This window comes from Clostridia bacterium, assembly GCA_035628995.1.
Lineage (GTDB): Bacteria > Bacillota > Clostridia > Lutisporales > Lutisporaceae > BRH-c25.
In genome coordinates this window covers 122449-144240 of record DASPIR010000034.1, presented here as the reverse complement: position 1 = coordinate 144240, position 21792 = coordinate 122449, and the positions used below count along the sequence as shown (strand labels likewise).

18 protein-coding genes are annotated in these 21792 nt (G+C 41.7%); 15 read left to right on the top strand and 3 right to left on the bottom strand.

Annotated elements, in window-relative coordinates:
* Positions 1-8: 8 nt before the first annotated feature.
* Together purD and VEB00_16285 are read left to right on the top strand one after the other, a co-directional pair.
* A complete protein-coding gene (gene purD / locus VEB00_16290) occupies positions 9-1268 on the top strand; it encodes a phosphoribosylamine--glycine ligase (GenBank protein ID HYF84563.1) in 1260 nt (419 codons plus the stop codon).
* Between the two features lie 178 nt (positions 1269-1446).
* The gene (locus tag VEB00_16285) at positions 1447-2211 is read left to right on the top strand and encodes a 4Fe-4S binding protein (protein ID HYF84562.1); all 765 of its coding nucleotides are present in this window, start codon (positions 1447-1449) and stop codon (positions 2209-2211) included.
* A 23-nt stretch (positions 2212-2234) separates the two neighbouring features.
* Here the strand turns inward: VEB00_16285 and VEB00_16280 are convergent, their stop codons facing one another.
* Together VEB00_16280 and VEB00_16275 are read right to left on the bottom strand one after the other, a co-directional pair.
* Entirely contained in the window at positions 2235-2417 is a 183-nt protein-coding gene (locus VEB00_16280; GenBank protein HYF84561.1) for a hypothetical protein, read from the bottom strand.
* Positions 2414-2599: a hypothetical protein gene (locus VEB00_16275; protein HYF84560.1), complete on the bottom strand. Its 186-nt coding sequence runs from the start codon at positions 2597-2599 to the stop codon at positions 2414-2416. Before VEB00_16275 ends, VEB00_16280 begins: the two co-directional genes overlap by 4 nt.
* A 352-nt stretch (positions 2600-2951) precedes the next feature.
* Here VEB00_16275 and pcrA point away from each other — a divergent pair, with 352 nt between their 5' ends.
* The 12 genes from pcrA to VEB00_16215 all read left to right on the top strand — a co-directional run bounded on the left by pcrA (position 2952) and on the right by VEB00_16215 (position 19205).
* Entirely contained in the window at positions 2952-4877 is a 1926-nt protein-coding gene (gene pcrA / locus VEB00_16270; protein ID HYF84559.1) for a DNA helicase PcrA, read from the top strand.
* A gap of 22 nt (positions 4878-4899) precedes the next feature.
* Positions 4900-6894, top strand: a complete 1995-nt coding sequence (gene ligA / locus VEB00_16265; protein ID HYF84558.1) for an NAD-dependent DNA ligase LigA — start codon at positions 4900-4902, stop codon at positions 6892-6894.
* Between the two features lie 93 nt (positions 6895-6987).
* Positions 6988-7272, top strand: coding sequence for an Asp-tRNA(Asn)/Glu-tRNA(Gln) amidotransferase subunit GatC (gatC, locus tag VEB00_16260; protein ID HYF84557.1), 285 nt, complete (start codon positions 6988-6990; stop codon positions 7270-7272).
* Positions 7273-7403: 131 nt separating this feature from the next.
* Positions 7404-8879 (top strand): Asp-tRNA(Asn)/Glu-tRNA(Gln) amidotransferase subunit GatA, encoded by a 1476-nt coding sequence (gene gatA / locus VEB00_16255; protein HYF84556.1) that lies wholly within the window; start codon positions 7404-7406, stop codon positions 8877-8879.
* On the top strand, positions 8876-10312 hold the full coding sequence (gene gatB / locus VEB00_16250; GenBank protein HYF84555.1) for an Asp-tRNA(Asn)/Glu-tRNA(Gln) amidotransferase subunit GatB: 1437 nt from the start codon (positions 8876-8878) through the stop codon (positions 10310-10312). Before gatA ends, gatB begins: the two co-directional genes overlap by 4 nt.
* Before the next feature lie 631 nt (positions 10313-10943).
* Positions 10944-12596, top strand: coding sequence for a peptide ABC transporter substrate-binding protein (locus VEB00_16245; GenBank protein HYF84554.1), 1653 nt, complete (start codon positions 10944-10946; stop codon positions 12594-12596).
* A gap of 85 nt (positions 12597-12681) precedes the next feature.
* On the top strand, positions 12682-13611 hold the full coding sequence (locus VEB00_16240; protein HYF84553.1) for an ABC transporter permease: 930 nt from the start codon (positions 12682-12684) through the stop codon (positions 13609-13611).
* A gap of 19 nt (positions 13612-13630) precedes the next feature.
* Positions 13631-14548 (top strand): ABC transporter permease, encoded by a 918-nt coding sequence (locus VEB00_16235; GenBank protein HYF84552.1) that lies wholly within the window; start codon positions 13631-13633, stop codon positions 14546-14548.
* Positions 14549-14561: 13 nt separating this feature from the next.
* On the top strand, positions 14562-15578 hold the full coding sequence (locus VEB00_16230; protein ID HYF84551.1) for an ABC transporter ATP-binding protein: 1017 nt from the start codon (positions 14562-14564) through the stop codon (positions 15576-15578).
* A gap of 1 nt (position 15579) precedes the next feature.
* Positions 15580-16539, top strand: a complete 960-nt coding sequence (locus tag VEB00_16225) for an oligopeptide/dipeptide ABC transporter ATP-binding protein (GenBank protein ID HYF84550.1) — start codon at positions 15580-15582, stop codon at positions 16537-16539.
* A 200-nt stretch (positions 16540-16739) separates the two neighbouring features.
* Positions 16740-18395 carry a hypothetical protein gene (locus VEB00_16220; GenBank protein ID HYF84549.1) on the top strand — a complete coding sequence of 552 codons (1656 nt, stop codon included), beginning with the start codon at positions 16740-16742 and terminating at the stop codon, positions 18393-18395.
* Positions 18396-18536: 141 nt separating this feature from the next.
* The gene (locus VEB00_16215; protein ID HYF84548.1) at positions 18537-19205 is read left to right on the top strand and encodes a hypothetical protein; all 669 of its coding nucleotides are present in this window, start codon (positions 18537-18539) and stop codon (positions 19203-19205) included.
* Here VEB00_16215 and VEB00_16210 read toward each other — a convergent pair.
* Positions 19139-20506: a hypothetical protein gene (locus VEB00_16210; GenBank protein HYF84547.1), complete on the bottom strand. Its 1368-nt coding sequence runs from the start codon at positions 20504-20506 to the stop codon at positions 19139-19141. The genes VEB00_16215 and VEB00_16210 overlap by 67 nt on opposite strands.
* Positions 20507-20685: 179 nt before the next feature.
* Here VEB00_16210 and VEB00_16205 point away from each other — a divergent pair, with 179 nt between their 5' ends.
* A complete protein-coding gene (locus VEB00_16205; GenBank protein HYF84546.1) occupies positions 20686-21669 on the top strand; it encodes an AIR synthase family protein in 984 nt (327 codons plus the stop codon).
* The last annotated feature ends 123 nt before the right edge of the window (positions 21670-21792 follow it).

Genomic DNA, 21792 nt, shown 5'->3' with positions numbered 1-21792 from the left:
GTGGTTCTATGAAAGTACTGGTAATCGGAAGCGGCGGAAGAGAGCATGCTATTATTTGGAAGGTCGCTCAAAGCAGGCTGGTTGATAAAATATACTGCGCGCCCGGAAATGGCGGGATTGGCAAGCTTGCTGAATGTGTGAACATAGAGGCTGATGACTTGGACGGGCTTTTGAGCTTTGCCGGAGACAACAGAATTGACCTTACTATAGTAGGACCGGAAGCACCTTTGAGTCTTGGCATAGTTGATAGCTTTGAAAGAAATGGACTCAGGATATTCGGGCCGTGCATGAAGGGCGCAATGCTTGAGAGCAGCAAGGCATTTTCAAAGGATTTCATGATAAGAAACAAAATACCCACTGCTGCATATAAGATATTCTATGACCCTGAAAAGGCCAAGCAGGAGATAGACGGCTTTGGCTATCCAGTGGTTATTAAAGCAGACGGACTTGCGGCAGGAAAGGGTGTAATAATAGCCCAGAGCAGGGAGGAAGCCTTTGCCGCTATCGATGATATGCTTACGGTTAAAAAGTTTGGTGAGGCAGGCTGCAGGATTGTTGTTGAAGAGTTTCTTTCCGGCAGGGAAGCTTCAATATTGGCTTTTGTTGATAGCAAAATCGCAGTACCCATGGTTAGTGCACAGGATTACAAAAGGGCTTTGGACAATGATGCAGGGCTTAATACAGGTGGAATGGGTGCGGTATCCCCCGCATTTTACTATGATGATAAGACAGCTGAAGTTACGGCGAGGGATATTATTAAGAGGACTGTAGATGCACTCAGAGCGGAGGGCATTTATTACAAAGGGGTTTTATACTTTGGGCTGATGCTTACGAAGGACGGCCCCAAGCTGCTGGAATATAACGCACGGTTCGGGGATCCTGAGACAGAGGTTGTACTGCTTAGGCTCAAGACTGACCTGGTTGAGATAATGAATTCAGTAATTGATGAAAGACTTGAAACACAAGAGATTGAATGGGAAGAGGAACAGGCTGTCTGTGTAGTAATGGCCTCGGGAGGATATCCAGAGCATTACGAAAAAGGCTTTGAAATAAGAGGGCTTGATAAAGCTGCTGAAAATAGCGGTGTTACAGTATTTCATGCAGGAACAAAAAAAGCTTCCGAAAAGACTCTCACTGCAGGCGGTCGTGTGCTTGTTGTAAGTGCGCTGGAAAAAAGCTATGAGCTGGCAAGAGAAAAAGCGTACAAAGCAGTCAGAGGCATACAATTTGAAAAAGCCCACTATAGAAGTGATATAGGTAAGAAGTAAAGTTTCGAAAGGGACTTTATTTTTTTGCATAGTTGCATTATTTGTCATTCTGAGTGCAGTGAAGAATCTTACTTGCTGTGATTAAATTAACCCTCATCAGTGATATAAATCACATTCAATAGGAACTAATACTAGTATAATAAACTTAAAAGATGAACTAAATATGGAGGGAAATAAAATGGCATTAAGAAAAATTGTTAACATTAATGAAGATAAATGCAACGGTTGTGGACTTTGCGTGCCTAACTGTGCTGAAGGTGCTATAAAGATAATCGACGGAAAGGCAAAGCTTTTAGCAGAAAATCTTTGTGATGGTCTCGGAGCATGTCTGGGAGAATGTCCTCAAGGTGCAATTACAATAACTAAAAGAGACGCGGAGGAATTTGATGAAGCTGCCGTACATGTACATCTTCACAAAGAGGAAAGTCACTCATGTCATCAGAATGAAGGTCACGGACATCATCAGCATGGTGGTGGCGGATGCCCAGGAAGCAGAGCTATGGAAATCAACAGGCAGAATAATGCTGCAAAGACAGCAGCTGTATCCTCAGATGATATAGAAGTAAGAATCAAGCCGCAGCTGACTCAGTGGCCTGTACAGCTTATGCTTGTGCCTGAGAGAGCTCCATACTTTGAAAATTCCGATCTCCTGATTACAGCTGACTGTGTGCCCTTTGCATATCCCAACTACCATTTGGACTTATTAAAGGGCAAAAAGGTTGTAGTAGGTTGTCCTAAGCTTGATGATATAGGATATTACACCGAGAAGCTTACAGGAATATTAAAGAATAACAACATAAACAGCGTAACTGTGGCATTCATGGAGGTTCCATGCTGCGGCGGCATTGTAAGAGCAGCAGAAGCGGCACTTCAAATGTCAGGTAAGAACATTCCACTTAACAAAATCAGAATAGGAATCAACGGAGAAGCTGATAAACTGTAGGGGCGAACATTGTTCGCCCTTTTTCATTTTGGATCAGCCCTGTTATAGACTTTAATCATATGATGGTTCAAATAAGAGTCAACAAGCCCTTCCGACTGGTCTTCTTCATTGTCGGGGTTAAAATTGTCCGGGAAATAATAAGCATTGTATTCTCTCTCTATAATGGGATATTTTTTCCCATTATAGGTATCATCAATTATCCTCATGGTTCCACCTCGTCCGGACCCTGCTTTTTCACATCTTTATTTTTTAAAGCCGCATTTTCCACTCCCTTAAACCTCTTATGAGCATCATGATCAATTTTTGCCATTACAATTTCAAAGTCTGTAATAGGCTCTTCTGCAGCAGGAGTCAAAACGTTTATCTCTTCATCAATTCTTGGCGACATCGCATCTCACCTCATCTTTATTTTTTGCTGTTTTCAGATTTGTATTCAAACATATTTCAAAGAAACTATATATCTATAATTCAAAAATTTGATGAGTTTTCAAATACTAAATCTTTTGCGAAAAAACAGTTTACTTTTCATTCAAACTTCGCAAAAGATTTCCTTGATTGTTATCGAATTCGCACTATACTTAAAAGGAATACTTTGTGCGTTCAATATTTTTTTTATTCTAATTATGGGAATGATGCTTTATAATAGTATTTATAGTAAGAGTTAAACATAAGCCCTGACTCTAAGCCTGAAGCACGGGGCACGTGGCACGGAGCACGAGGCAAAAATACTGGAGGTACCAATGGATTATATTGATAAGTTGAACAAAGAGCAAAGGGAAGCGGTGCTGCATACTGAAGGTCCGCTATTGATACTCGCAGGAGCCGGCAGTGGGAAGACAAGAGTGCTTACCTTTAGAATCGCTTATTTGATAGAGGAGAAAAGCATATATCCCTCAAGTATACTCGCAATAACCTTCACCAACAAGGCTGCGAAGGAAATGAAGGAAAGGGTGCAGACACTTATAGGCGGGACTGATAATATGTGGATTTCTACATTCCACTCTACCTGTGTGAGGATATTGAGAAAGAATGTAGAAAGTCTTAAGGATTATAAGAAGAATTTTGTCATATATGATTCAAAGGATCAGGAAGCTCTAGTGAAGGAGTGCTTGAAGGAGCTTAACCTTAATGAGAAGAACTTTCCTTTCAGGGCGGTTTCTGCTGAGATTTCCGGTGCGAAGGATAAGTTAATGACTCCTGATAAGTTCTTTGACAGGAACATGCATGATATGAGGAAGCGGAAGATAGCGGATATATATAAGCTGTATCAGAAGAAGCTGCAGAAGAACAATGCTCTGGATTTTGACGACATATTGTACAAGACTGTGGAGCTTTTTGAGCTGAACCCTGATATATTGCAGTATTATCAGAACAAGTTCAAATATATAATGGTAGATGAATATCAGGATACAAACTATTGCCAATACACCCTTATAAGGCTTCTGGCAAAGCAGCATAAGAATCTTTGCGTAGTGGGGGATGATGACCAGTCTATCTATTCATGGCGCGGAGCGGATATTGGGAACATACTAAACTTCGAAAAGGACTTCCCGGGAGCCAAAGTTGTTAAGCTGGAGCAGAACTACCGCTCTACACAGGTCATATTGGATGCAGCAAACTCAGTCATTAAAAATAACAATGCAAGGAAGAACAAGAGGCTGTGGACCGAAAACGGTGAAGGGCGCTCTATAATTTTTCACAGTGCTATGGATGAATGGGGAGAGGCAAACTTCATCATGTCAGAGGTTGAAAGGATGATAGCCCAGGAGAATAGGGAGATGGGGGATTTCGCGATATTGTACCGCACCAATGCCCAGTCCCGTGTACTTGAGGAAGCCTGCATGTCCAATGGAATGCCCTATAGGATTGTCGGCGGATTCAAGTTCTATGACAGGAAGGAAGTAAAGGATATAATCGGATATCTGAGGGTAATACAGAATCCTGATGAAGACTTAAGTCTGAAAAGAATAATAAATATACCAAAGAGGGGCATAGGAGCTACAACCTTGGACGCCATAGTCCAATATGCCAGAATAACCGGAGACTCATTGTTCGGTGCCCTTTTGGAGGTTGATAATATTGCGGGAGTCAGCACAAAGGCTAAGAAGGGAATCAAGGAATTTGTCAAGCTGATGAGCGACCTTATGGGCATAGCAGAGACTGAGAGGGTATCCAAGATTCTGAAGGAAGTGCTGGACCGCATAGGCTATATTGAGGAGCTTGAAAAGGGTGAGGACGAACAGTCCCAGACCAGAGTTGAGAATGTTAAGGAGCTTTTGTCTGCCACACTTGAATTTGAGGCAAAGAATGAAAGCGCAGCATTGCCTGACTTTCTGGAGCAAATGGCCTTGATGTCTGACATAGATACAGTAGATGATGGAAAATCCGCTTTGATAATGATGACTCTTCACAGCGCAAAAGGTCTTGAGTATCCCTTTGTGTTCATTTCCGGAATGGAAGAGGGTGTATTCCCAAGCCAGCGGTCGTATTTTGAAGAGAGGCAGATGGAAGAGGAAAGGCGCCTTATGTATGTAGGGATAACCCGAGCGGAGGAAAGACTTTATCTGACGGCTGCATTTGAACGCACATTATTTGGAAATACTACTTATAATACAGTTTCGCAATTTGTAAAAGAGATTCCAAAGGACCTACTGGTTAAGGTATAAGAAGGGAGGAATCAAATTGGGTATAGATAAGCTTGAAAAAAAAGTGGATGAGCTAATAAAGCTAATAAATAAACATAGCTACAATTATTATATGCTGGATAAGCCGGAAATCAGTGACTATGATTTTGATATGCTCATGAAAGAGCTTATTGAATTGGAGAGCACATTCCCGGCATTGAAGCGTGCCGACTCTCCTACACAGAGGGTTGGGGGGGAAGTGCTGCAGGGCTTCGGAGAAGTGGTGCACAAAACTCCAAAGCTGAGTCTTGGAAATGTATTTGATGAAAACGATATAAGAGATTTTGACTCGAGGGTGAGAAAAACCGTCGGTGACGACGTTGAATATGTAGTTGAGCTGAAGATAGATGGGCTTACTGTTGTGCTGAACTATGAAGAGGGTCGTTTTGTACAAGGGGCTACCAGAGGCGATGGCGTCAAAGGCGAAGATATAACTGCAAACCTCAGAACAGTGAAGTCCATACCCCTTGTACTGGGTGAAGAATTAGAATTAGAAGTCAGGGGAGAGGTCTTCATGGCAAAAAAAGCCTTTGAAGAGCTTAATGCAAGGCGTGAGGAGCAGGAGGAGCAGCTGTTTGCGAATCCAAGGAATGCATCGGCAGGTTCTTTAAGGCAGTTGGATACCAAGGTAACTGCCACTAGACCCTTGGATATATTTGTATTCAACCTTGAAAGCATAGAAGACAAGAATTTCGATACTCATGTGGAAACCTTGGAATACCTCAAAAAATTAGGCTTCAAGGTCAGCCCCTTCATAAGCGTGCTAAGGAGCAGCGAGGAAATAATTGAAAAGTGCAGCTATTGGGCTGACAAGAGGGGCGAACTGCCCTTTGAAATTGACGGTTTAGTCATAAAGGTAAACAGCCTGGAGCAGAGAGAAAGCTTAGGCTATACCACAAAAACTCCCAGGTGGGCGGCAGCGTACAAGTTCCCGCCTGAAACCAAGAAGACCAAAGTTAAGGATATAATAGTGCAGGTTGGAAGAACAGGAGCGCTGACACCAACTGCGGAGCTGGAGCCTGTGAGGCTTGCGGGATCTGTGATAGGCAGAGCAACGCTGCATAATGAGGACTATATAAGGGAAAAGGATATAAGAATTGGCGATACCGTAATCATAAAGAAGGCCGGGGATGTAATTCCTGAGGTCGTTGAAGTCGTTAAGGAAGACAGGACGGGAGCGGAGCTGCCTTTTGAAATGCCCGGAAAATGCCCTGTCTGCCAGTCGGACACCATAAGGGAGCAAGGGGAGGCTGTAACGAAGTGCACTAATATATCGTGTCCTGCACAGCTTAAAAGGTCATTGTTCCACTTTGTATCCAGGGATGCAATGAACATAGACGGGCTTGGGTCTCAGATTATGACACTTCTTATGGATAAGGGCTTCATAAAGAATGCGGCTGACATATACCTTTTGAAGAATCATAAGGATGAGCTGGTGGAACTTGAAAGAATGGGCGAAAAGTCAGTGCAGAACATGCTGGATGCTATTGAGGCTTCCAAGGTTAATACTCTGAACAGGCTTATTTTCGCTCTTGGAATAAGGATGATAGGACAAAGGGCATCACAAGTATTGTCTAATGAATTTGACGACATAGATGCCATGTTTACCGCAGATTTTGATAAGCTGATCAGAATACAGGAAATAGGCGAGAAAATGGCAGAAAGCATTATAACCTTTTTCAGACAGGAGCAAAACCTTGGACTTATAAAAAAGCTTCAAGAGTGTGGCGTGAATACAAGAGGTTCGAAAAAGGAAATAAAGGAAAACGAGCATTTCAACAGAAAAACTTTTGTGCTCACCGGGGCGCTTCAAAGCTTCACACGGGATCAAGCAAAGGAAATAATTGAGAGCTTCGGAGGGAAAGTGTCCGGAAGCGTCAGTAAGAAAACGGATTATGTACTGGCCGGAGAGGACTCAGGCTCCAAGCTTGTAAAGGCTAATGAACTTGGCGTGGCTGTTATTGATGAGGAAACGTTTATGGACTGGGCGAAAGAGTAATTGGTTCGAGGTACGTAGATAATGGGGACGTAGGGGCGAACAGTGTTCGCCCGTTAAAAACCTATGGGTTTTTAGTTAGGATGGTGAAAGTTTATGATAACCAAAAAGGACGTTGAATATGTTGCTGCTTTGTCCAGACTTGAATTCTCAGAGGATGAGAAGGAGAAGTATACAGAGCAGCTGAACGTGATATTGGAATACATAAACCAGTTGAATGAGCTTGATACTGAGGGTGTTAAGCCCACATACCATGTAATGCCTGTTATTAATGTATTGAGGGAAGATGAAGTAAGGCAGTCAATAGATAGGGATGATGTGCTGATGAATGCGCCAACAACCCAGGACGGCTGCTTTAAAGTACCGAGAATAATAGAGTAGGCAATGAATTTTGGTTTCGCGTTACGCGTTTCGAGTTGCGCGTATACTGGAGAGAATCTTCGAAGGACTTTCTGAATGCACGTGGCACGAGGCACGCAGCACGAGGCAAAATTACAAAGGAAGTGTGACATTTGAAGCTTTATGAACTTACTGCTCATGAAATAAGGGATATGCTGAGAAGAAAAGAAGTAAGCGCCAAAGAGGTGCTGGATAATACATACAGCAGAATAGATGGAGTAGAGGCTAAGGTCAGTTCATATATTACCCTGACAAGAGAGAAAGCATATAAAGATGCTGAAATAATAGATAAAGTCATAAGCGGGGGGGAGACGCTCCCGGATCTTGCAGGGATTCCAATGGCATTAAAGGACAACATATGCACCGAAGGTGTGGAAACTACCTGCGCATCTAAAATATTGAAGGGCTTTGAACCGCCATACAATGCTGAGGTATACAGCAGACTTTTAAAGGTCGGCAGCATAATGGTGGGGAAGGCCAACATGGATGAATTTGCGATGGGTTCATCAACAGAGAATTCTTCTGTTAAGGTTACAAAAAACCCATGGGATATAGAAAGAGTACCGGGAGGCTCCAGCGGCGGCTCCGCGGCTGCTGTAGCTGCAGGAGAAGCTTATTTTTCGCTGGGTTCGGATACTGGAGGCTCCATAAGACAGCCAGCTGCATTATGCGGTGTTGTGGGAATGAAGCCCACCTATGGCTTGGTATCCAGATATGGGCTGGTGGCATTTGCATCTTCTTTCGATCAGATTGGGCCTATAACCCGGGATGTTGAAGACTGTGCCCTGGTGATGAACTGCATAGCAGGCTATGATCCAAAGGATTCCACCTCGCTGGATGTGCCGAAGTATGATTATAAGAGTGCCCTTGTAAATGATGTGAAAGGCTTTAAGATAGGGATTCCCAAAGAGTATTTCGGAGATGGAATAGATATTGGTATAAAGAAAATTGTGCTTGACCAGGTAAAGGTCCTGGAAGGTCTTGGTGCGAATGTGGAGGAAATGTCACTTCCTTATTCCCGCTATGCACTGCCGGTTTACTATATTGCTGCATCTGCAGAGGCAAGCTCCAATCTGGGCAGGTATGATGGGGTTAGATATGGTTCCAGGGCAGAGGAATTTGATGCTTTGGCAGACCTATATGTAAAGACAAGGAGCAAGGGCTTCGGTGCAGAGGTGAAGAGAAGGATAATGCTTGGAACGTTTGCTTTAAGCTCAGGCTACTATGATGAATATTATATGAAAGCACTGCAGGTGAGGACGCTTATCAAGCAGGATTTTGACAAGGCTTTTGAAAGATATGATGTAATAATCTCGCCCACTGCTCCTAATACTGCTTTTAAGCTAGGGGAAAAAACCAGTGATCCCCTTTCCATGTATATGTCAGATATTTGTACAGTCCCTGTAAATATAGCCGGGAATACCGCCATATCCATATCCTGCGGCAGGTTAGACGGGTTGCCGGTGGGTATGCAGATAATAGGAAAACCGCTTGATGAGAAGAGCATTCTTCAAGTTGCCTATACCTATGAGAAGAACACCCGCTTTAATGAAAACAAGCCGGCTATATTGAATGAGGTGCGAAGATGAGATATGAGACTGTAATAGGGCTTGAAGTTCATGCCGAGCTTTTGACAAATACAAAAATATTCTGCGGCTGTAAGAATGAATTCGGTGGTGACGCTAACACGCACTGCTGTCCGGTTTGCCTGGGTTTGCCAGGAGCGCTTCCGGTTCTGAATGGGAAAGTGGTGGAATTCGCTATAAAGGTTGGACTCGCAACCAACTGCCGGGTAGCTGAGTTCAGTAAAATGGACAGAAAGAACTATTTCTATCCTGACCTGCCCAAGGCGTTTCAGATATCTCAGTATGATCTCCCCTTATGCAGCAATGGGTACATAGAAATCGAACTGAAGGGTGAAACAAAGAAAATCCGAATAAACAGGATACATATTGAAGAAGACGCAGGAAAGCTGGTCCACGCAGAGAATGGCGGAGATTATTCCCTTGTAGATTACAACAGGGCAGGCGTACCATTGATAGAAATAGTATCTGAGCCTGATGTGAGAACTCCTGAAGAAGGAAGGCTTTATTTGGAAAAGCTGAAAAGCATCCTGGAATATCTCGAAGTATCTGACTGCAAGATGCAGGAGGGCTCCTTAAGGTGCGACGCAAATATATCCCTGAGACCTGTTGGAGAAACTAAGCTCGGTATAAAAGCTGAGATAAAGAATATGAATTCGATTAAAGCCCTTCAGATGGCGCTTGAATATGAGCAGAACAGGCAAGCGGGATTGCTGGATAAAGGCGAGAGGGTTATGCAGGAGACCAGAAGATGGGATGATGATAAAAATATATCCATATCCATGAGAAACAAAGAGCTTGCTCATGATTACAGATATTTTCCTGAGCCGGATTTGACCCCTTTAGTTGTTGATATGGACTTGATAGAAAAGATAAGGGCAACCATACCGGAACTGCCTCATGAAAAGGAAAAGAGGTTCATTAAAGAATACGGACTTCCGGCTTATGATGCTATGGTAATAACCGCATCAAAGGCCCTTGCAGAATTTTATGAGGAGTGCCTTGCGGAATACAACAATCCAAAGCCGGTCAGTAATTGGGTTATGGGAGAACTATTGAGATTATTGAATGACAAGAAACTGGATATAGAGCATGTAAAATTCCCTCCGGCTTATCTTGCTGAACTGTTAAAGCTGGTAGAGGATTCGACAATAAGCGGCACAGCAGCAAAGCAAGTCTTCGAGGCTATGTTTGAGAGCGGGAAAGAGCCGAAGGTGCTTGTGAAAGAGATGGGACTGGAGCAGATTAACGATAAGGATGCAATTTTTGGAATTGTCAGACAGATAATAGAAGAGAATCCTAAATCTGTGAAGGACTATAAAGAGGGTAAGGACAGGGCAATGGGCTTCCTGGTCGGACAAACCATGAAAGCCTCTAAAGGCAAGGGAAACCCGCAGATTATAAGTAAAATAATTAAGGATATAATTGATAGTATATAAATCAGCAATAATCCTCATGAATTCTTCAAGTTCATGAGGATTATTTATTTTCCTGCTGTTTTCAAAATATTTATTCATTGTAAGTTCATAGAAAAAACAACAAAAGTTCACAGAAAATTCACAAACCTTTGGTATATTTAATTTAGCTACATGTCGAATGCATATAAATTAGCAAGTCTTAATCGGTTCATCAAATTCAATGCATAATTAAAACAGCAATCTGAATCTGGGACAGCCGTGGCATAAACAGCAAATTGGTTGGCTTGGGTTCATTACTATATTTGATTATTATAGAATTTGAACGCTTGCTATTTTTTTAACTCAGTTGGGTTGAAAAGCGGCAGGCATTGCGCCAGTTCTGGTCTTTGAAATTTGAATATTATTGAGAGTTTTTCATATATTAATTTTCTTGAAAAAATTCTACAGTTAATGTAATATTATACTATACTTGATAAGGTGCTACAGGAATAGTGCCATATCGTTGTAGGATATGGCACAGAGTTAACATGTTATGCATATAAAATGTTTACATTGCTGACTTCCTTTATACCTGTAAACTTATTAGGTACTAAATTTTGAGAGGCGAAAAATTTACATAAACGCCTAAACCAAAAATAAGGGGGATGAATTAATGAAAAAGTCTTTAATACTCGTACTTGCAATGCTGATGATTTTGAGCGTAGCATTATCAGCTTGCGGACCGAAAGCTCCTGCGACTCCTGCTCCAACTACAGCAACTGAGCAGCCAAAGGAACCACAGGAACTCACAATCGACATATTCCAGGAAAACAGCACATTGGACTGGCAGGGAATGTCATCAACTGGTGAAATCCAGATATACAACTGGGTTATGGAAGGTTTGACAAGGAGCGCTGGCCAGGGTAAGGTTAAGCCTGGTATCGCTGAAAAGTTTGAACAGAACGCAGACGGAACAGTATGGACTTTCCATTTGAGAGATGCGAAGTGGTCTGATGGAACTCCAGTTGTTGCAGCTGATTTCAAATACGGCGCAATGAGAGCTTTGGATCCAAAGACTCCAAGAGACTACACATACTTCTTGTATGATATCGTTGGTGCAGAAGAGTATAGCTCAGGCAAAGGAACAGCTGATCAGGTTGGTATAAAGGTTATCGACGAAAAGACAATCGAGTACACACTTAAACAGCCTGTAACTTATTTTGATTATCTCGTATCTTTCCCGACATATGCTCCTGTACAGCAGGCATTTGCTGAGAAGGTTGGCGCTAAGTTCAATACAGAGGCAGAATTCTTCCTCACAAACGGACCATTCAAAATTGAATCATGGCAGCATGAAGCAGAAATGGTATACGTAAAGAATCCAGAATACTGGGATGTAGCTGCTATAAAGCTTGATAAGGTTACTGGCCTTATGATAACTGAAGATTCAACAATGTTCAACATGTATGAATCAGGTGAACTTGATCATACAATATCTCTTGATGCTGACCAAAAGGCAGCACTTACAAAGGGTGAAGTTAAAAAGTATGCTGACGGTTCAGTATGGTTCTTTGACTTCAACACAACACATCCGGTACTTAAGAATAAGAACATAAGAAAAGCTTTAACATTTGCTATTGACAGACAGAGCTTTATAGACAACGTTGCAAGACAGCCATGGGTACCAGCAACTGCATACGTACAACCTGACCTTATTCCTGATGCTGATGGCAAGACTCCATGGAGAGCAGCTAAGCCAGGATACTTCAAGGATAACGACGTTGATGGTGCAAAGGTTCTCCTTGCACAAGGTATGAAAGAACTTGGAATTACAGCAATTCCAAAGCTGAAGTTTATGTGCAATGATCAAGCAACTGCACAGACATATGCACAAGCCTTCCAGGAAATGTGGAAGAAGAACCTTGGTGTAGAAATAGTGATAGAAGCAGTTCCATCAGCTGTAAGAATAGACAGACAGCAGAAGCATGACTACGAAATATCCCTTGCTGGTTGGGGCCCGGACTATCCAGACCCAATGACAGACCTTGACCTGTATGTAACAGGCGGTGGAAACAATGACCCAGCATACAGCAATCCAGTGTATGATAAGCTTATCAAAGACGCAAAAGCTGAGCCAGACAAGGCAAAGAAGTTTGCTCTGATGAGACAGGCGGAAGACATACTTATGGAAGATATGCCAGTAGGTCCAATCTACTGGAGATACAGAAACTACGCTGTAAGAGAATATGTAAAAGGCTTTGAGAGAGACGGCTTCTCACCTGACATCCAGTTCATATATGCATGGATAGAAGGAAAGGCAAAATAAAATAATAACAGATTGATTTCAAGAAGGTATATGCTTAGCATATACCTTCTTACTTGAAAAAATGTAAAGGTGGTGTTTGGAAGAGATGTTCAAATATATTTTGAAACGTATTGCTGCTGCTCTAGTAACAATATGGGTAGTAGTAAGCCTTACCTGGTTTATGATGCAGGCAATTCCTGGAGACCCCTTCATGAATGAGAAAAGGGTTATACCAGAGCTAAAAGAGCAGCTCAGAGCACGTTATGGACTCGACAAACCATTGGTTATACAGTATGGAATTTATATGAAGAATTTCGTACAGGGTGATTTGGGTACGTCCTTCCAAAGGAAGGACAGGACAGTTAACACTATCATAAAGGAAGGTTTACCATATACAGCAGACCTTGGTGCTAGAGCAATAATATTTGGCTTTACAGTAGGAATATTGCTAGGCATTGTTGCGGCACTTAACCACAATAAAGGGTGGGATCGGTTCTCAATATTGGTTGCCGTTGTAGGTGTTTCTATACCGGCCTTCGTTGTAGCTGCTGTTCTACAATACTACTTGGGGGTTAAGTTAAAGATCTTGCCCGTTGCACAATATAAGTCCTTTGCGCACACATTAATGCCGACATTTGCGCTTTCGTTAGGTATGATTGCACAGATTGCAAGATTTATGAGATCTCAGATGCTTGACGTAATTGGACAGGATTATATTAAGACCGCAAAGGCAAAGGGGCTTTCACAGCTGAAAATTATTTGGAGCCATGAAATCAGGAACGCAATTCTTCCTGTTATCACAGTACTTGGTCCATTTGTTGCCGCTATTTTAGCAGGTTCATTTGTTGTAGAGACAATATTCGCAATACCTGGTATTGGTAAGTTCTATGTACAGAGCATAAATACTCAGGATTACTCCTTAATAACAGGCATAACAGCCTTTGTGGGCACATTAATGGTATTTATAAATCTTCTAATTGATATTTTATACGGACTTATAGACCCAAGAATCAGACTTGATGGCTCAAGTAAATAGTAAAGGAGGGGAATTTGAAATGGAATTGCAAAGAGAACAATTTACGGTTGTAGGCAAGGACTTAAGTACTGCACAGGCTATAGTAAGACCAAGCTTGACATATTTTCAGGATGCATGGAGAAGACTTAAGAAGAATCCTTCCGCTATAGCCGCAATTATAATACTCACTTTAATTATATTAATGGCGATTTTCCAGCCTATGGTTTCAGCTTACTCATTTTCTGAGCAGAATCTTATGCTTACAAATGGAAAGCCTGGGGTACAAGGGCATTTGTTTGGAACAGATGAATTAGGCCGTGACTTGTTTGTAAGAGTCTGGATAGGAGCAAGGATTTCACTCCTTATAGGATTGGTCGGTGCTCTTATTGAATTGGTTTTAGGTACGATATATGGTGGGATTTCCGGTTTCAAAGGCGGACAGGTGGATAACATGATGATGCGTATAGTTGACATACTGTGGAGTATACCGGAAGTTGTCATAATGATACTTCTTATAATGGTTATGGGGCCGGGGTTACTGACAGTTATTTTAGCGATTTCCGCCTTGCACTGGCTGCCTATGGCTCGAATAGTCAGAGGGCAGATACTGCAGATCAAGGAGCAGGAATTTGTTTTAGCAGCGAAAACACTGGGTGCGAGCCCTTCAAGACTTATAGGAAAGCATCTGATACCAAATGTTATAGGGCCGATTATTGTTAGACTGACTTTTGCTATACCAGGTTGTATATTCTTCGAAGCCTTTCTAAGCTTTATTGGTATGGGTGTTCCACAGCCTCTCGCAAGCTGGGGTACTTTGGCAGCCACAGGGCAGAGGGCAATCATTGCTCAGCCGCACATGCTTCTATTCCCGTCAGCAGCCATAAGTTTGGCCATATTGTCCTTCAACATGCTGGGTGATGGTCTTCGAGATGCCCTTGACCCAAGATTGAGAAAGTAGAGGTGAGGAAGAAATGGATAGATTATTAGAATTAAAAGATTTGGAAGTTTCCTTTGATACCTATGCAGGAGAAGTCAAAGCGGTTAGAGGAGTTTCTTTCCACCTTGACAAGGGAGAAGCCATTGCTATAGTTGGAGAATCTGGCTGTGGAAAGAGCGTTACTGCTCAGTCTATTATGAGACTTATTCCCTCACCTCCAGGCAGGGTTAAAAATGGGAGCATAATGTTTAACGACAAAGAAATATTGAAGCTCTCTGAAAGAGAGATGCAGGTAATAAGAGGCTCTGAAATCGGTATGATATTTCAGGACCCAATGACCTCTCTGAATCCGACTATGTCAATTGGTAAACAGATAATGGAAGGTCTAATAAAGCATAGACATTTAAGCAAATCGCAGGCAAACGAAGAAGCACTGAAAATGCTTAAGCTTGTTAATATACCGAATGCAGAGAGAAGAATGAAGCAGTATCCTCATGAGTTCAGCGGCGGTATGAGGCAGAGGGCCATGATAGCTATAGCTCTTGCATGTAATCCTAAGCTTCTAATAGCTGACGAGCCTACAACAGCCCTTGACGTTACTATACAGGCGCAGATTATAGACCTTATGCAGGATCTCCAGAAAGAGCTTAATACAGCAATAATACTTATTACCCATGACTTGGGAGTTGTTGCTGACATGGCTCAGAGAATATTAGTAATGTATGCGGGTAAAATCATTGAAAGCGGCACCCTTGATGATATATTCTACAGACCGCACCATCCTTATACTTGGGGCTTATTAAAATCTGTTCCAAGACTTGACGCTAAGCAGAAGGAAAATCTTATGCCAATAGATGGCACACCACCAGACTTGTTCGCTCCGCCAGTTGGGTGCGGATTTGCAGCAAGGTGTGAATACTGCATGTCTATCTGTAAGGAAATGCAGCCAGAGTTTTTGCAGGTCGCAGATGGACATCACTCAGCTTGTTGGTTGTCTCATCCCAATGCTCCTAAAGTTGAACGACCGGTAGGAATTGGAGGCGTAAAATAAGATGAATAAAGATAAAAAGCTTATTGAAGTTAATCATTTAAAAAAATATTTCAACGTTGGCGGAGGCAATATTCTTAAAGCAGTAGATGATTTATCCTTCTATATATATGAGGGTGAAACACTTGGCCTTGTTGGAGAGTCCGGCTGCGGAAAGTCAACTACAGGCAGAACAATGATAAGGCTTTATGATGCAACAGCAGGGGAAGTATTATATAATGGCAAGGATGTTCACAAGATGTCCAGGCAAGAGCATAAGGAATTTACAAAGAGCACCCAGATGATTTTCCAGGATCCATACGCATCATTAAACCCACGTATGACAGTAGGTGACATAGTCGGTGAAGGTATTGACATACATGCCATTATGGCTGGAAAAGAGAGAATGGAGAGAATATATTTCCTTCTGGAGACTGTTGGACTTAACAGAGAGCATGCAAGCAGATTCCCTCATGAGTTCAGCGGCGGACAGAGACAGAGAATAGGTATAGCCAGAGCTCTTGCTATAGAGCCTAAGTTCATAGTATGTGACGAGCCAATATCAGCTTTGGACGTTTCTATACAAGCTCAGGTTGTTAATCTGCTTATAAAGCTGCAGCAGGAAATGAATCTGACATACCTTTTCATAGCCCATGACCTTAGTATGGTTAAGCACATATCAGACAGAGTAGCTGTTATGTATCTGGGTACAATGGTTGAGCTGGCTTCGAGCATAGAGCTTTATGATAAACCAACGCATCCGTATACACAGGCACTTTTGTCAGCTATACCGATTCCGGACCCGAATATAGAGAAGAACAGGCAGAGAATATTACTTGAAGGTGATGTTCCAAGTCCTATAAATCCGTCACCGGGCTGCAGATTCAAAGGAAGATGCAGATATGTGAAGGACATCTGCCACCAACAGATGCCGGCTCTAAGAGAGATTGCTCCGGATCATTTCGTAGCTTGCCATATAGTATAATGAATTTCGAAAACAGTTTAGTGAAAACTAAGCTGTTTTTTTCTTTTTAGTGAAGCATATTTAATAGTTATTTCATCTATTTTTCACATTAGGTTATAGAAATCTGCATAGTCTTTCTGTAAAATATACATATAAAATCCAAATAATTCTAAATATTTAATATAATTTTTGTTTGTATAATTTGAATGGGGGTTAAATGATTGAAAAGACATAAGTATACGGCATTACTGTTATTTGTGGTAGTTATATTATCCATTGTATGCTTTCACAGTGGAATGTATTTGAAGGAAAGAGTTGCACCTCCATCGGATATGTGGGGCAGGAATATAGCCCTTGGCATTACTGATTTCAAGAAGACTCCAAGCATATATACGGAAGGTACAAATACCATTGCTGTCTTTGCAGACGAGAAAGGCTTTCAGAGGATCCAAGTTGATATAAAGGGGTCTATCGTAGATACGAAGGCTATTAATATCAATGGTTATATTCCTGCCAGGCTTGTAAAATATCAGATGGGAGCAGATAAGCTTTTCTGGACGGAAAATTATGATTTGTTCTATGCTGATCTGAAAAATAACGAACCGGACAAAAAGAAGCTGCTGTCTGGGATACTTGATTTTCAGCTGGTTGGGACTAGCGGAGATTTAACAATTGCAGCTGCCTCTGAGAACTCAATAGCATTATATGGCTTTTCCGATGATGGATTGGTAAAATCTATGGCAGAGGCTCCAGTTTATGATATTACTAAAATTAACGCTGCCAGAGACAGCAAAGGCAGTATACACGTTGCAGGTGTCGCGAGAATAAGTCCTACTGACTATAAATTCAGGCTGTTCAGCTATTATCCATCAGCGGTCAGCCTTGCTGAAAGAGTTGAACCGGTCATAATAGAAAACTTAACTACTACAAGGGAGGGCTCCAATTCCATAAATAATCTGGAGCTGGGTTTTGACGATAAGGACATATACGTATTTTATGAACTAGGCAAATCCAGCAGCCAGGGTATGGTAGCCAAGACATATATGGGACGAGTGCCAAAAGCTTCAAATAAAGTTGAAAAGCTCACATTTGAGAGGCTTAAGCTTGATGGTGGCGCTGATGAGAAGGAGACGTACATTTCCTCTCTCAAGTGTCTTGATGAAGATTCGGATAAGCTAAGTGTGATAATAACAACACCCATAAGAACATCTATAAGAAGGGAAGGCACTGAGCTTCTCTACATGGCAATAGATGATGGGAATATAATATATAAAAAGACTGCTTCAAACACGGGACAGTGGAATTCATTCACTACAATAAACAAGCTTGAAGGCCAATATGTGGCTTCCTTTCTGCAGACCAAAGGCGGATCAAGATATATTGTAAACCTTACCTCGACAGCTGAAGAGTACAAGTCAAATATTAATGGCACTGCAGTGAGCGATATCAAACTCTCTGTAATGGATACTGTTGGGGCATATGTATTCTCATTTCTAATCATTTTTATAAATCTGATTACAGTGTCTTTTATACTGCTGTGGCCTATTGCTGTAGACTTCTTCGAATGGAAGTTCTTTTTCAATAACCCTTTGCTCACTTTCAGGATAGGGGTTCTGGCAGAAACTTTTCTTATGTATTTCAGTATCGCCAGAATATATAGAAATCCGTTGGCAGTGCCATTTATGCCGGACATACTGAAGTATTGGCTGTCACCAATAGCAATACTGCTGATTACAGCAGCTTTATCGTATATTATTGTGCGTTTGTACAGAAGGAGCAAAACCTATCTGAACAGCTTTCCGGAGCTTGCATTGTTCATTCTGATACACAATATCTTTGTATACTTTCTATATACTGCTTATATTGCCAAGTTTTAATAATATATTTCTACAAGCTCTCAAACGTATGCTGTCGAATATTGCCCGGGGAATATTATAATTTTCTCAAATTCGTCAAAACTAATGTAACAGATTAAGTGTTGAAGCTATAACAGCAATTGGATCGGGGGAGCATGAACAATGATGCTTGAGGATTGTTCTGAGCAAGGTTATGCATATCATGTAGTCAATATTGTAGATTTGGGAAAAACTCTGGCTGAAGGCATTAAGTATGATGACAAGCCTACATATGACAGCAAATATTATGATTTCCATTCATATTTGGATTATTACAAGCCTGCAGCTATACCCGGATGGGTAGAGAGAAAGAAAGCAATATTTGCAAGTATCTGTTTCAAAAAAGGGCATAAATGGCATTCCCATAGTGCTGTGCTTAAAGTCAAGATACAGAAGGATAGATGTTGGATTTGCAATGAGAATTTGGCTAATTTCATATATGAGCCATATATTCTTCAAAATTTGGAGGGGTTTGGCGATATACGGGAATATATGAGGGTTAATGGAAGGGCATTTGTTGAGGAATATTGGGAAAATTCCCTGAGCTATAGGGATAATTTAAATGTTAGATATGATAAAAGGGAGGGATATGATGCAGAATTGCTCGTAATGCACAAAATCCCTCCGGAAGATATTGAATGTCTTTATATAATCTCAGACCACCAGATAATGAGCTATAAGGAATGGCAGGAATTCTTCAAGCCAGGGAACCGGATTATTGAGACTCAATACAGCAGATACCTGCAGCCAAGAAGTATTTCTTCTGCTTCAAAAACCCCCGGCTCACAATAGTACTTCTTTTTATTTACCTTAACCTCAAAACCCTCCATAAAAACGGGTGCAATATCTTTTACTGAGGAACCTAAATTGTGAAGCTCCAGCTTGCCATCCTGCAATATAGGATAGAACTGATTATTGAATAGCTTGCTGCTGATAATTGCTGAGCTATAAAAGGAGGACAACTGCCTATCCACATGCATATACAGATCAGGCTCGGTAAGGCAGCTGCGAAGGGCTCGAATTGCGGCCAGGACAGCCGATATGTCCTTGAAGCTATATTTTTGCTTGCTTTTGCTCGAGGTGATAAAGAGTCCGCCGCTTCTATCCCAATAGGAGTCAATTCTATCATAGAGCTTTGAGTAGGAAGCCTCATATATACTTATGCAATTGACCTCATAAAGCTTAATCAAACAGTTCATGCAGTTGCATAAGGTAACAAAGGAGCTTGAGCTGTCGTCGGATATATTTCTGGAAATATCACCGGTATGTGCAAGGCGCTCACATAGCTCAATGCCTATTGCATTAACGGTGTTATATGCAATTTCCTTATACAGAACAGTGTGCTTCAGTGTGGACAGGAGACTTAAGCATATTAGGGACAAATCCCTTGAACTGATATCATTGATGTTTTCAATTACATTTTCACATATTACCGGAAGTATCTCCAATCCCTTTTCAAGCTTGGATAACGGCTCCCTGGAATATTGCTCGTTATCGCTAATCAGTCTTACTGCAGAGGACAGGGCTTCAGCAGCATAAAACTGTGTTCTGATATCAGGATTTTCATTATTGATGACAATCTTATATTCCCCATATGCATTATCACCCGTATCCTCTCCTGAATAATAGAAGTCCCCCAGCTTAAGAAAATCAACAAGAAAACGAGCTTGCTTTATTGAGCTTACACCAAGGCAGTAAGCAATTAAATCCTTATTATCCAGCTGTATTTCTCCCTTTTGTATGACAGGTATAAGAGCAGTCATGGCACATATGGAATGGGCAAGTACATTGGGTTCTAGTACTCTCTTGGTTTTTTTGTCTACCCAGCGGAAGCACTTAAAATCATAGGTCGTATCAGGAATAGCTGCATAAGCAGGCAGGCACCTTTTGTAAAGGGACGACATGAAAGCTATATTCTTTGGCATTTTATGGCTGTGTTCATCTCTTAAAAGCTTGTATATCTGATTTAACTCCTGTTCATTAGGCATCTCTATGTTGCCGCAGCCTGAAAGCAGACAGAAGGAAACCACATTGAGATAAGCCATGGTATTGCATTGTTTTATTATGTCGGGATATGAAAATTCAAAGTTCATTGAAACACCACCCGCAATATAATTAGAAAATGACATGGTATCTATATATATTTATGCATTGAATTAGTTGGATAAAACTAAATACATATACTTTCTAAATCCCATTGCCCATTGCCAAGCGCCTATTGCCCGACATAAAATTGTGCTATAATAGTCATGAAAATATTCAGCTAAAGAGGGTGTTATGTTTGAAGGAAGGGAAAATACCTCCAGAACTTTTGAAGAGTTTGGTATTCAATAATATAAAAGTGAAGAGCAAAGAAGTCATAATGCGGCCTGAAATCGGCGAGGACTGTGCTGCAATAGATTTTGGAGGCCACGCATGCGTATTGTCCACTGATCCGATAACAGGAGCGGAAAAGGGCGCCGGCACCCTTGCAATACATATCTCCTGCAATGATGTTGCTACCTGCGGGGTTAGACCGGTCGGGATAATGGTCACAATTCTCGTACCCCCAACAGCCACAGAAGGGGATATTGGCAGGGTAATGAAAGAAGCAGGTGAGGCAGCCGCGGCGCTTGGTGTCGAAATAATAGGAGGACATACTGAAGTCACCTCGGCGGTAAACAGGATAGTGATATCCACGACCGCTGTGGGCAAGGTGCTGAAGGATAGAATAGTAAGGTCCTCGGGAGCGCAAACCGGAGACGATGTAATAATGACCAAATGGGCTGGGCTGGAAGGCACATCGATAATAGCGGCAGATAAGGAAAAAGTGCTCGCAGACAGGCTGTCACAAGAGGAGATAGAAGTCGCAAAGTCTTTCATTGAGCATATAAGCGTTGTGGAGGAAGGTGTAGCTGCTGGAGAGTTTGGAGCAAGCAGCATGCATGATGTAACCGAAGGAGGCATTCTTGGGGCTGCATGGGAAATTGCTGAAAGTTCATCCAAGGGAATAGACATATATATTGATGAGATACCTGTACATGCGGTTACCAGAAAGCTGTGCTATGTATTTGGAATAGACCCTTATAGACTGATATCAAGCGGTTCCATGCTGATAACCGTGAAAAATGGAGCTGAGCTGGTTAGGATACTTGAGCAAAAGGGTATACCGGCGGCTATAATTGGTAGGATAACAGAGCATGACAGAAATATTATCAGAGACGGGGAGACACTAATACTCAGCCCCCCCGACGTTGATGAGCTTTTCAAAGCATGAAAATTTATTGGAACAAAATAATGTAAATATACGTCGAAAGATACGAGCATATCGTATCTTTTTTTATGAGCTTTTTTATTATGATGAATTAGACGTAAGACTAGGGACTGTAAGGGAGTTTGA

Excerpts from the sequence above, each read along its gene's own strand:
- purD (HYF84563.1), top strand. The coding sequence starts at position 9 with ATGAAAGTACTGGTAATCGGAAGCGGCGGAAGAGAGCATGCTATTATT.
- VEB00_16285 (HYF84562.1), top strand. The coding sequence starts at position 1,447 with ATGGCATTAAGAAAAATTGTTAACATTAATGAAGATAAATGCAACGGT.
- VEB00_16280 (HYF84561.1), bottom strand. The coding sequence starts at position 2,417 with ATGAGGATAATTGATGATACCTATAATGGGAAAAAATATCCCATTATA.
- VEB00_16275 (HYF84560.1), bottom strand. The coding sequence starts at position 2,599 with ATGTCGCCAAGAATTGATGAAGAGATAAACGTTTTGACTCCTGCTGCA.
- pcrA (HYF84559.1), top strand. The coding sequence starts at position 2,952 with ATGGATTATATTGATAAGTTGAACAAAGAGCAAAGGGAAGCGGTGCTG.
- gatC (HYF84557.1), top strand. The coding sequence starts at position 6,988 with ATGATAACCAAAAAGGACGTTGAATATGTTGCTGCTTTGTCCAGACTT.
- gatB (HYF84555.1), top strand. The coding sequence starts at position 8,876 with ATGAGATATGAGACTGTAATAGGGCTTGAAGTTCATGCCGAGCTTTTG.
- VEB00_16245 (HYF84554.1), top strand. The coding sequence starts at position 10,944 with ATGAAAAAGTCTTTAATACTCGTACTTGCAATGCTGATGATTTTGAGC.
- VEB00_16240 (HYF84553.1), top strand. The coding sequence starts at position 12,682 with ATGTTCAAATATATTTTGAAACGTATTGCTGCTGCTCTAGTAACAATA.
- VEB00_16235 (HYF84552.1), top strand. The coding sequence starts at position 13,631 with ATGGAATTGCAAAGAGAACAATTTACGGTTGTAGGCAAGGACTTAAGT.
- VEB00_16230 (HYF84551.1), top strand. The coding sequence starts at position 14,562 with ATGGATAGATTATTAGAATTAAAAGATTTGGAAGTTTCCTTTGATACC.
- VEB00_16225 (HYF84550.1), top strand. The coding sequence starts at position 15,580 with ATGAATAAAGATAAAAAGCTTATTGAAGTTAATCATTTAAAAAAATAT.
- VEB00_16215 (HYF84548.1), top strand. The coding sequence starts at position 18,537 with ATGATGCTTGAGGATTGTTCTGAGCAAGGTTATGCATATCATGTAGTC.
- VEB00_16210 (HYF84547.1), bottom strand. The coding sequence starts at position 20,506 with ATGAACTTTGAATTTTCATATCCCGACATAATAAAACAATGCAATACC.